The 11,813-nt window shown below is 52.1% G+C and carries 8 protein-coding genes and 1 CRISPR repeat array (1 of these 9 cut by a window edge); of the genes, 4 read left to right on the top strand and 4 right to left on the bottom strand.

The window, feature by feature from the left end; all coding sequences use genetic code 11:
• Positions 1-2,217: a CRISPR direct-repeat array (repeat unit 36 nt; unit sequence GTTGTGAGTTGCGGCGATTCTCTTATCTGCTAAACT) (it extends 509 nt beyond the left edge of the window).
• Positions 2,218-2,265: 48 nt separating this feature from the next.
• The 4 genes from cas2 to HS105_10875 form a co-directional block, all read right to left on the bottom strand.
• Positions 2,266-2,598, bottom strand: coding sequence for a CRISPR-associated endonuclease Cas2 (cas2, locus tag HS105_10890; GenBank protein MBE7517098.1), 333 nt, complete (start codon positions 2,596-2,598; stop codon positions 2,266-2,268).
• A 42-nt stretch (positions 2,599-2,640) separates the two neighbouring features.
• Positions 2,641-3,540, bottom strand: coding sequence for a type II CRISPR-associated endonuclease Cas1 (gene cas1, locus HS105_10885; GenBank protein ID MBE7517097.1), 900 nt, complete (start codon positions 3,538-3,540; stop codon positions 2,641-2,643).
• Positions 3,541-3,572: 32 nt separating this feature from the next.
• Positions 3,573-6,578: a type II CRISPR RNA-guided endonuclease Cas9 gene (cas9, locus tag HS105_10880; protein MBE7517096.1), complete on the bottom strand. Its 3,006-nt coding sequence runs from the start codon at positions 6,576-6,578 to the stop codon at positions 3,573-3,575.
• A 172-nt stretch (positions 6,579-6,750) separates the two neighbouring features.
• Positions 6,751-8,127, bottom strand: a complete 1,377-nt coding sequence (locus HS105_10875; GenBank protein ID MBE7517095.1) for a tyrosine phenol-lyase — start codon at positions 8,125-8,127, stop codon at positions 6,751-6,753.
• A 111-nt stretch (positions 8,128-8,238) separates the two neighbouring features.
• On the opposite strand from HS105_10875, the gene HS105_10870 reads away from it, so the two are divergent.
• The 4 genes from HS105_10870 to HS105_10855 are packed head-to-tail and all read left to right on the top strand — an operon-like array spanning position 8,239 to position 11,789.
• Complete coding sequence (locus HS105_10870) at positions 8,239-8,913, top strand: hypothetical protein (GenBank protein ID MBE7517094.1); 675 nt, start codon at positions 8,239-8,241, stop codon at positions 8,911-8,913.
• Positions 8,910-9,554 (top strand): hypothetical protein, encoded by a 645-nt coding sequence (locus tag HS105_10865; GenBank protein MBE7517093.1) that lies wholly within the window; start codon positions 8,910-8,912, stop codon positions 9,552-9,554. Before HS105_10870 ends, HS105_10865 begins: the two co-directional genes overlap by 4 nt.
• A 22-nt stretch (positions 9,555-9,576) precedes the next feature.
• A complete protein-coding gene (locus tag HS105_10860) occupies positions 9,577-10,761 on the top strand; it encodes a class I SAM-dependent RNA methyltransferase (protein ID MBE7517092.1) in 1,185 nt (394 codons plus the stop codon).
• A gap of 47 nt (positions 10,762-10,808) precedes the next feature.
• Positions 10,809-11,789 carry a M48 family metallopeptidase gene (locus tag HS105_10855; protein MBE7517091.1) on the top strand — a complete coding sequence of 327 codons (981 nt, stop codon included), beginning with the start codon at positions 10,809-10,811 and terminating at the stop codon, positions 11,787-11,789.
• The last annotated feature ends 24 nt before the right edge of the window (positions 11,790-11,813 follow it).

Genomic DNA, 11,813 nt, shown 5'->3' with positions numbered 1-11,813 from the left:
ATCCAGCGTGTTGTTGTGAGTTGCGGCGATTCTCTTATCTGCTAAACTTTTCTTTCTACAAAGACATGGAGTGTTTCGGTTGTGAGTTGCGGCGATTCTCTTATCTGCTAAACTTACGCCGGACGATCACGCCGGACGCTCAAAGTTGTGAGTTGCGGCGATTCTCTTATCTGCTAAACTCAACACTTTGCCCGAATTGAGTTTCAATTGTTGTGAGTTGCGGCGATTCTCTTATCTGCTAAACTCGGATGTGGCCGAAATCGTGGGCAGCGAAGGTTGTGAGTTGCGGCGATTCTCTTATCTGCTAAACTTTAAAGACAAGCTACATCGCGAAATTCGGGTTGTGAGTTGCGGCGATTCTCTTATCTGCTAAACTTGCAAAAAGGATGTACGGGCCGTCCCGCCTGTTGTGAGTTGCGGCGATTCTCTTATCTGCTAAACTACAAGAAAGGACTAATGAGCGAATAGTTCGTTGTGAGTTGCGGCGATTCTCTTATCTGCTAAACTGGTATAGATCGAATGTTATGAACGAGAATGGTTGTGAGTTGCGGCGATTCTCTTATCTGCTAAACTATGGCGTGTATCGCCGTAACTCTGTCGCAGTTGTGAGTTGCGGCGATTCTCTTATCTGCTAAACTTAATTCGGCGATAACGCCTATGTCGGCGGTGTTGTGAGTTGCGGCGATTCTCTTATCTGCTAAACTTTCGCCTTTGTCCACGCTGCACCGCTCGAAGTTGTGAGTTGCGGCGATTCTCTTATCTGCTAAACTTGGACGAGTTGAAAGCCGAAGTCGATATGCGTTGTGAGTTGCGGCGATTCTCTTATCTGCTAAACTGTACGAGGCTTCGGGATAGCGTCGACCATGTTGTGAGTTGCGGCGATTCTCTTATCTGCTAAACTTGCCGGCAGTTGGCTTCTCGCATACACCCGGTTGTGAGTTGCGGCGATTCTCTTATCTGCTAAACTCTCTTGTTCATTGCTTCGATCATCGCTTTATGTTGTGAGTTGCGGCGATTCTCTTATCTGCTAAACTGAAGACACATTCGAGGTTGTGAATGATCTGTTGTGAGTTGCGGCGATTCTCTTATCTGCTAAACTAGAGAGGCGGAATGACGATATGGCGATAGGTTGTGAGTTGCGGCGATTCTCTTATCTGCTAAACTGGTAGTTGGAAGATATATGAATCGGGTACAGTTGTGAGTTGCGGCGATTCTCTTATCTGCTAAACTTGCGTTGGTTGCTCGTATGGCGAAGGCCAGTTGTGAGTTGCGGCGATTCTCTTATCTGCTAAACTTCGGCGCGTCTAAGATAGGCGCAGGTGTAGGTTGTGAGTTGCGGCGATTCTCTTATCTGCTAAACTCCTTTGTAGTCGCTGTTTGTCGCCGTCGGAGTTGTGAGTTGCGGCGATTCTCTTATCTGCTAAACTGATCTCAATTGATCGCCTATGCGATGCACAGTTGTGAGTTGCGGCGATTCTCTTATCTGCTAAACTCATATTATAAAGGGGAGAGCAGGGGATATAGTTGTGAGTTGCGGCGATTCTCTTATCTGCTAAACTGCCCGGCGCCCACGTTACACGAAATCTGCGGTTGTGAGTTGCGGCGATTCTCTTATCTGCTAAACTCAACGTAAGATAAAGATCATACTTACGATAGTTGTGAGTTGCGGCGATTCTCTTATCTGCTAAACTTGTACCCTGCCGTGCCATAAGCCGTATTCTGTTGTGAGTTGCGGCGATTCTCTTATCTGCTAAACTTCTGTCGCCGACATCCCAAATTTCTGCTCGTTGTGAGTTGCGGCGATTCTCTTATCTGCTAAACTTCGTACTGGTATGAGCCTAAGATGATGCGTGTTGTGAGTTGCGGCGATTCTCTTATCTGCTAAACTGGGGAGTATGCCGACTGAAGATCCGATCAGTTGTGAGTTGCGGCGATTCTCTTATCTGCTAAACTGAAGTGGCGCGAGGAGATGGACAAGCTTCTGTTGTGAGTTGCGGCGATTCTCTTATCTGCTAAACTTATATCGGGGGGCTAACCCCAGAAATAGAAGTTGTGAGTTGCGGCGATTCTCTTATCTGCTAAACTTAATGGGCCTTAACTCTCCAATTTGGGACGGTTGTGAGTTGCGGCGATTCTCTTATCTGCTAAACTTTCTATTTCTATTTTGACCTAAGGAAGATAGTTGTGAGTTGCGGCGATTCTCTTATCTGCTAAACTAGATCAGCCGTAAATGGCTGAAAAGAAAGGGGGAACCACTGATCGAGCTTAGAAAAAACTAAGTTGGAGAGGTGGTTCTTCTGTTTTGCGTGGGGCTTTTCCATAGAAGGTTTTCATCCGTGCGAACTGCTTTTCGGTAACTTTTATTATACGCACATTACCTTTTGGCGGCAATGCCCAAACGACACGCTTTTCATGAACATCGGCGTTTTCCTCAGACGGGCAGTGTCGGCCGTAAACCGACAGTTGAAGCATAGTGAAACCATCTCTTAAAAGAACTTTGCGAAACTGAGCATACCGTCGCCGTTCCTCAGATGTTTCCATCGGCAGATCGAACATTACAACCATCCACACAGTATCTAGCCCTCCAAAATAAAACATAGCGGATACGAACGTGCCGGCATATCGGCCCCGGCCGTGCCGTTACAACAGTGCGGGCAGCAGGAGTTTACTTGAGTCACCCATCATTACCTGTTTTATTGAAGCCGCATAGTTGCCTAGTGCTACAAGAAGCGGCGACCGGCGGCCGTCAAATAAGCAGTCATCGGCAAGCAACGCCAGAAACTGTTTCTTAATATCGCGTGTAAGCTCCAACTCTTCGTTCGAGCCACTCAACTCGCTTAGGACAGAATATGTGCGCACATCCACAAATGGGCGCAAAGGCTCGACAAGGTCGTCAGCAAGCGGAAACGGATTGTATTGGTTCTTGTGGTTTATGCCCAAGCTGGGGTGAAGTCCCGTGCCAACTATTGCGCGCGCCGTTGCTGCCCGAACGATCGCATAGCCGTAATTGAGGAACATATTGTGGTCAGGTAGGTCTCGGTCGCGGCGAAAGTCATCACCGAACAATTTCTTCCAGTACAGCTTTGCGGCGAATGCCTCAAGATTCTCGGGGTCGCCGCTCTTGACCCGTGCTGCGATCCCCTTTAGTGCGTTGCCGTCCTTGCCGCATAGCTCAAGTGAACGGGCTTGGTTTGAGATCTTCTGAGATATTATCGCAGACCAAAGGCGTTTCTTTGTCGGCAGTGAAATGCCGATCTGCCCGTTAAGCACCTTTGTCTGTATGGAGTTAACAGAAAATGGCAGCGTAAGGCTTGATGGCAGATGTTTTGAATCGGTGAAGATGACCGAAACATTCTGCTCAGCTAATGAACGCATCACAGACGATGTGATGAGAAGCTGCGGGCTGTCGAGTATCAGCACGCCAAGGTCTTCGATGGGAACGCTGCCGACCTTGAAGCCGTCTCTTTCTATGACAAGCTGGTCATCCTTGGTGTGGACGTAGCATCCCGGTGTCGAAATTTCTACGGTTCGCTTGATCATAATTTTCAATGCGGCAAGCGAACCGAAAAATTTCAATCCTTTGCCTCTCTGAGCCGTCCCAACGGATCAACCTGCAGTTTTCTTACGATCTTCCGAAGACCGTTAGACGTTGTTAGAGCAACACTTGTTCCTTTGATGTAATCACTTCTTGCATCTTCCGGTGGTCGCATATCAACACGCGTATCTCCACCGCCGGACATCTTCTGTATCCTTAAAATGCGTAATTCGCCTTTATCTCCACGAAACTCGACATAGTCGTTGGCACAGAGCGAGAAGAGTTTGTTCCATTCACTGCCGAGATCTGCGGGCTTCCACCCGCGCTTTGCGGCATAGAAGCGCGGTACAAGGACGGCCTTTCGCTCACCGGTGTCGATGTTTTCGAAGATATCGACATGATGGTTGCCGGCAAGCGGATAGTATTTGTATTCCTTGCCCTCAGCGTCCTTTATGCCTACAACAGTGTCCGGAGACATTGCCACAAAGCATCGGACATTGCGGATCGGTGTCTTGCCGTCCTTATGGTAAAGAGTATCGGCAAACGCTTTCTTCAGATCGCCGCCGTATTGCGACAGGCGGAGCTCGACAAGCTCTTTGACACCCTTATCTACGATGGCCTTGATAGCCGGAAGTGTGATAGACGCAAGTGCCTTTTTGACCACATACACGCCCGGCGTCTGTGTAGCGCCGTATGCGGTATCTTCAAGAAGCTGGCCGCGAACCCTTCGTGTAGGCGCATGCGATACTACGATCCCTTCCGCCGCTGCGTTGACATCATCCAAGAAGCCTCGCCACGGTTCGCCGATGCCCTTTAAGATGTAACGCATCATATCGCGATTGCGGCCGGCAAGTTTCGAGATCATTTGATAAAGGCCGCGATCGCATAGGGCAACGACAAGCGCATCCAATGCGTGATGGCGATGATCCCAACGGTTCTTGACATCGATATCACCATCCGAAAGGATCGCGTTGATGCCCCAAACACGCCGAAGATTCGCCGTGGCTCCGCCCGCAACGACCTGAACGTACGCGTTCTCATCATTACTGCTTGGAAATAACTGAAGTAAGTATCCTCTTGCCTCTCGACAAATGTAACGGGTGTCGGATAATTGACGGCCGACCCAATCCGTCGTATTGAGCTGCTCGGCCGTCATCGTGAATTTCCGCTGCTTTCCGCGGGGAAGACAACTGATCCGCTGCATCAATTGGTAGTGTTCCTCACTTTCCGTATCGAAGATCTCGCCCGGCGCCCGGTTCAGCTTTACCTCTCGATTGAACTTCGCATCGCAAATGGTCTTGTTCATGTAAGAGTCGTCATAGCAACGGCTGTATGGGATTATGTGCTCGATATCTACAACGCCGTCATCGAATAAGCTACTGAGCGGTATCAACTTGCCCGTGTAAGGGCAGCGCTCGTTCGACTCTTTCCAAAGGCGATATTTGAACTTATCTGTTCCGGAAACGTTCTCAGGGCTTATGCCCATGCGTTGAGAAATATATGCCGCTGCTTCTTGGTTCGCTTTCTCATTGCTTCGATTTTGCTGGATCGCCTTTTCCTTTTGTTTCTCAGTCAGCTTGAGGTCGCGTGCCATCTCAATACGGATGATGTCGGGACGTCCATATTCACGTATCACAGCGTTGACAACCTTGCGCAGTTCACAAAGGGCCTTAAAGACGATGGGGTTCCGCAGGTCTTTCGGCGGAAGCGGAAGCTTTTGGGATTCGTCGCCGCCAAATTGCTTGCGATGATCACCATAGACCTCTAGTACAGCCTGATCGTATCGCAGGCCCTCCTTCATCTTTGGCAATACCTTATTGATCGCCTTTAGCGACAGACGGCTATAACCGTCCTCGAGCTGATACCAGACATCCTCCAGTTTTTTTATGTCTTCGTCACTGAATTGCCAGAATTCCTTTAGCCGACGCCTGAGGCCGTTCTCATTTTGGATCCGGAACAGGTCTTCAGTCAGTCGATCTTGTTCTTCTTCGTTCAACGCATCCCACCTTGCGGGAATCGCTTTTCGGAACGCATACGCGGTTTTGTTGCCATAGAGCTTTTTATCGAGATTGATGTTTATATCGTCGGAAAGCTTTAATAGCTTTCGCAGCTTCTTATAGCTGACCTCTTTTGACTGTTCGAATTCCTCGGCAAGCAATATCTTTTGCTCCTGCGTCAACGTTTGCCAACTGAGCGTCTGCTGGTCTTGCCATGCCAGATTATTGATGTCTTGCCAGTAACGCATGCGTTGCGCGGCTTGTCGCGCAATATCGCAGCGTTTCTTATCCGTTTCAAAAGTGCATTTGCCGATAAGTCCGCGTTGTAGTTTGAGGGGCCGCTGATAAAATATTGCGTTCTTTAATTTTGCGTGCAGTTCATTGGTCAGAATGTCAGGATGGAATTGATACTGAACATTCCAGATCGTTTCAAACTCATCTTCGGTCATCGCCCTATGGGTGAAATGTTTTCGCTTTTTTGGCAGGGTGACGAGGTATTCTGCCAGCGTTCGATGGCCGCCGGCCTCCATAGCCTCGCGAACTTCCTTTATACCGCCAAGAACCACGCCGTCTTCCTTTGTGGTGCCGGACTTTCGATTGCTCAGGAAACCGCGCCGTTTAGCAAGATGATATATCGCGCGGCCGATCTGGTGCGGCTCAAGCTTTTCATCGAGCGCTCGAACCCGCAATTCGAACGGATCGCCAAGCTCGTCGAATCTAGCGGCTGAGGTTGCAGCGGATAGCTCGGGTAATAGTCCGTGTTCCATCAGAAAAGATCGGATATCGTTTCGCCGCTGAGCTTTTCGAGCTACGAGCCGTCTTTGAAGCCGCGACGCTCGTCGCTTTTGGTTCTTCGGGGCCTTGGTCTTATCGTCGGTTGTTGCAGGAAATATCCTGACGCCAATATCCTTGATCTTGGCATTTATAAGAAAGTCCTCTTGGTCTCGAAGTATTTTGCCGTCCTCATCACATTCTAAGTGCAGCAATGCCCATCCGATTGAGGTCGGCCCTAGGTCAAGCCCTAAGACATTCAAAGTGTTTGTCATAAACAATCCTAGATCTACTTGATTTTTCTTGTCAGTGAAGATAAGATTATCAAAGTTTAGTAGATAAGAGAATACGCTGCTTCTTATAACAAGAAGTATTTCGTAGGTTAAATCATAAACATGGCCCGCGTGTGAAAGCACCCGGGCATTTTTTTGCTCGCTGTATCCTCTCTCAGCTCACGGGTTTGAAGCGAGCTTGGAAGAAGCGCAGATATTTCGGTTCGTAGATCATTTCGAGCGGCGGCACCTGGTCGCGTTTGTTAAAGACTTCGACGACGGCTTCTACCGTAACGTCGCAGTGCGCCTGCGTGTAAACACGGCGCGGGAAGGTGAGCCGCACGAGTTCGAGCTCGGGGTAGTGATGATCGCCGGTGGCTTTGTCGCGGCCGGCTGAGACGATGCCGCGTTCCATCGAGCGAATGCCGGATTCGAGATAAAGAGCGGCGGCGAGAGACTGAGCGGGGAACTGTGTCTGTTCAAGATGCGGCAGGAATGACCGTGCGTTCAAGAAGATAGCGTGGCCGCCGATGGGCTGCACGATCGGGATGCCGTTCTCAAGCAGGCGGTAGCCGACATACTCCACTTGGCCGATGCGTGCGTGAATGTGATCCTCATGCACGGCCTCCGAGATGCCTATCGCCATAGCCTCCATATCGCGTCCCGCAAGCCCGCCGTAAGTGTGCAGCCCTTCGTAGATCACGACCATGTTGCGTGCTTCTTCAAAGACGTCAAAGTCGTTAACGGCCAGAAAGCCGCCGATGTTTACCAGAAGGTCTTTCTTCGCACTCATTGTACACGCATCGGTGTACGAGCACATTTCCTTTAATATCGAGGCGAGCGAGCGGTCGGCAAAGCCTTCTTCGCGTATCTTGATGAACCAAGCGTTCTCGACGGCGCGTGTCGCATCGAGCACGACCTTTATACCGTGTTCGCTGCAGAGTTCATGCACGGCCTTGAGATTCGCCATCGAAACGGGCTGCCCGCCGGCCATATTGACCGTAACGGCGACGGAGATGTACGGTATTCGATCTGCGCCGACCTTCTCGATAAGCTCGCGGACCTTTTCGAGATCGACGTTGCCCTTGAACGGGCTTAGGTCGTGCGGGTCGTGTGCTTCGTCAACGATCACATCGACGAACGTGCCGCCGGCAAGCTCTTGATGAAGCCGCGTTGTCGTAAAATACATATTTCCCGGCACATAGTCGCCCGGCTTTACGAGGATCTGCGAGATCAGGTGTTCAGCGCCGCGGCCTTGGTGTGTCGGGACAAGGTATTTATAGCCGTAGAATTCGCGCACCTTCTCTTCAAGGTGGTAGTAATTTGCGCTTCCGGCATACGCCTCATCGCCGATCATCATTCCTGCCCACTGCCGATCGCTCATGGCGTTCGTTCCGCTGTCGGTCAGAAGGTCGATATAGACATCTTCGGAACGCAGCAGGAAAGTGTTGTAACCTGCCTCTTCGAGTGCTGTCCGGCGATACTCGCGCGTCGTCATGCGAAGTGGCTCAACGACCTTTATCTTATAAGGCTCGGCCCATGATCTTTTCATAATTTACCTAATGCTATCACGAAGTGATTTCCCAGCACAGTACGCATGCCGCCCGATGCGGGTTTCAGATGCGAATGCTAAAATCTAGTGCCGGACGCAGACGGAAGCAGAGTGAACTACTTTAACTACTACACCGAGATCGAGGATGCCTTCATACGGCGGCGGGGCAAACACCTGCTGCTCAGCCCTATCGATTGGGCGTTGATCGAAGCATGGCAGGAACGAGGCATCCCGCTGCACATCGTCTTAAGAGCGATCGAGTCTGTTTTTGATGTTTTTGATAAGCAGCCCGCCGGCACACGCTCGATCAAGAGTCTTTTCTACTGCCGCGAGGAGGTCGAGATACAGCACTCGGAATGGCTGCGTTCGCAGACCGGCATCGGCGGCGCCGAGGCTGCGGAAGAAACGCAGGAATTCGATGTCGAGCTGGTGCGGAGGCATATCGCCGCCTCGATCGAGAAGTTGCAGCAGGTTGCTGCCGTGCCGCTTGCGGAGGATATCGGACGAGCTGTCGCACGGCTTGAACAACTCAGCCGCGATCTTACTGACGATGCATCTGTCGCCGACGCTACGCTCAGCGATATCGAACAGCTGCTTGAACGTTCGATGCTTTCAAATTGGGATAAGGTGCATCTAAAGCATCTGGAGAAGCTTACAGCGGACGAATTACGGCAATACAAGGCCGAGATGGGAAGCGAGGCGTACAAGAACACCTTCGAACTGATGCTGTTAAAGAGGCTTCGCGAAGAGGCGGGCATCCCGCGGCTCGGCCTTTATTACCTATGAGAAGCATCATACTGATATCCGCCGCGATCTTGGCATTTGCACCTTTTGCGGCAGCACAATCCAAACAAAGAACGAAGCGAAAGCCGACACCGACGCCCGAAGTTGAGGATATGGTCGTAAAGAACGGCGGTTCGATCGACGGTAAGACCTATTCGAATGCGGCACTGCACTTGGCATTCACTCTGCCCAATGACTGGTATTTTGCGGGCCGTGATTTTGAAGCGGCCCTTCGCAAGCAGGGAATCGACCTGAGTGTCAGTGAGAATGAGCGTACCAAGGTACTCTTTACCGCATTTCGCTCGACGCCCGAAAGCAAGACCTCAGCGGTGATACGCTTCGTGACCGAAGATATCGCCGATCAGCCGCAGATCCGCGATGCGGTCGATTACCTTGATGCCGTGCGAAATGCCTACCGGACCATGCGCGTGCCGGTCGATCTTAAATACGGTGAAACGGACGCAGAGGCGATCGGCGGCCGCCAGTTCGCATTCCTCGACATAGAGACACGCTCGGCAAAGAAGCGGATGTACGTGCGGCTGTATAAACGATCTGCCGTTATAATGGTCATTTCGTATCGCGAGGCGGAGGACCTCGCGCGTTTTCGCCGAATGTTGGAGGACGCCGACTTCGGCACGCAGTAAGCATCGGCTGCCATTTATTTCATTGAAAAAAGAACACGATAACAACAGCGAGATCGATCTGCGGGTCGAACGTATCGTCGCGAACGGCTACGGTATCGGCTTTGCCGAGGGTGTAACGGTCTTTGTTGCACTCGCGGCGGTCGGCGACCGCGTTCGCGTGCGGGTTATTCGGCGGAAGAAAAGAGTTGCGTTCGCTGAGATCGTCGAGGTGATCGAGCCTTCGCCCGATCGCGTAAAGCCGCGTTGCCGGCACTTTGGTGTATGCGGAGGCTGCGACCTTCAACAGATGTCGCATTCGGCACAACTCGCCGCGAAGGCCGCGATCATACGCGATGCGCTCAAGCACATTGCGAAGATCGATCTCGCCGACGACGTCGAAGTTGCAGCATCTCGCAACGATCTTGGATATCGTTCGCGTGCCCGCTGGCATGCGGATCGGCCTGCGAACAAGATCGGCTACTACGAGCGCGGCTCGCACGACATCGTCGATGTTGCGGAGTGTCCGATACTCGTGCCGAGCCTTGAGTCAAAGATCGCCGAACTCCGCGGCGGGCTTAGCGAGGCGTGGAATGATCATTTCGAGATCGATGCGGCCGAAGATGATGACGGCACGATCTCGCTTTATTCGCAAGAATTCGCAGAGCCGGCCGCCGAACTCGTCCACCGGACAGCCGCCGGAAACTTCCGCTACTCAGCCGCCGGTTTCTTCCAAGCGAACAAATTCCTTATTGACGAGCTTACCGCCGCCGCGATCGGCGATGCAGAAGGCAAGCTTGCATTCGATCTCTATTGCGGCGTCGGACTTTTCACGGTGCCGCTGGCTCAAAGATTCGATCGCGTGATCGGCGTTGAAGAGAACGAAGAAGCCGTGCATTTCGCCAAGCGGAACAGTGCCGATCTGACGAATATTGAAATTGCGGCAGGCCGCGTCGCTGCGTTTCTGGCTGCGAATGCCGAGCGTCCCGATCATATATTGCTCGATCCGCCGCGTTCCGGCGCAGATAAAGGTGTTATCGAAGCGATCGTTCGGCTGAGGCCACGAACGATCGCGTATGTTTCGTGCGAGCCGTCGATGCTGGCCCGTGACCTCGTGATCCTTTGCGACGGCGGTTATGAGATCGTGCGTATCAAGGCTCTTGATCTTTTCCCGCAGACCCATCACATCGAAACCGTCGTGCAGCTCAGCCTCAAGGGCAGAGCGCCTTAGGTGCAAGGCCTTAAATGACGTAAACCTGTTATCATTCAATTGGAATTATGCCGCGAAAGAAAGAAGAAGGATCGAACGTGCCGGCAAAGAGGCACAGCATTGCATGCCGCTACTGCGGGCAAAAGAACGCCGTAAAGGCGAACTACGTCAACGGAGCCGCGAACTGCGGGCGCTGCAAACTGCCGCTGTCCGATGAGCCGCACAAGAAGTTCCGCAGCCTCGGCAAGGATGACTACATTCACCCCGATGACAAGCGGACCCTTGCTACGCTGAAGGCGATACCGGGCGTCGATTCAGCACTCAAAAAGCTTATCTCCGTAACATTCGAGTCGGCGATACGCGTCGGGCTGATGGCAGGCTCGATAAAGGTTACAAAGCACCACTGTCCTGACCTTTATGCAAAACTCGACATCGCGTGTTCGACACTCGGCGTCGAGATGCCGGAGATGTTCATTCAGCAAAATCCCATAATGAATGCCTTCACCTACGGCGTTGAGCGGCCGTACATCGTGCTTCATTCTGCACTGCTCGAACGCCTCAGCGAGGATGAAACGCTTGCCGTGATAGCGCATGAGGTCGGGCATGTTCATTCCGAACACGTTCTTTATCTGACCGCGGCGCGCTTGATCGAGCTTCTGGCGAACGCTTCTGTCGCGGCCCTTCTGCCCGGTGCCGACATAATAAAGCTTATCGTTGCGATGGGCATCAACAGCGCCCTTCTGGCGTGGGCGCGGCGAGCCGAGCTCTCGTGTGATCGTGCGGCCGTACTTGTAACACAGGATCCGCACGCCGTCGGCAGGACGATGATGAAGCTTGCAGGCGGCACATTTGCGTCGCGGATCGACTACGACCTCTTTTTGGAGCAAGGACGGCAATTCCAAAAGGACTGCGACGAGAAGGGCCTCGATAAATTCTGGGCGAATGCCGTCAATGCCGGCCTCACGCATCCGCTGCCGATATGGCGCGTCGCCGAGGTTATCGAATGGGTCGAGTCCGGCGAATATGAGACCCTAATGGAGAACAACTAGCGGCCGACGAGATCGGTCAGGATC

The organism is Chloracidobacterium sp. (genome assembly GCA_015075585.1).
Taxonomy (GTDB): domain Bacteria; phylum Acidobacteriota; class Blastocatellia; order Pyrinomonadales; family Pyrinomonadaceae; genus OLB17.
Note: the sequence above shows the minus strand (reverse complement) of the source record. Positions and strands in the feature narration are given on the sequence as shown.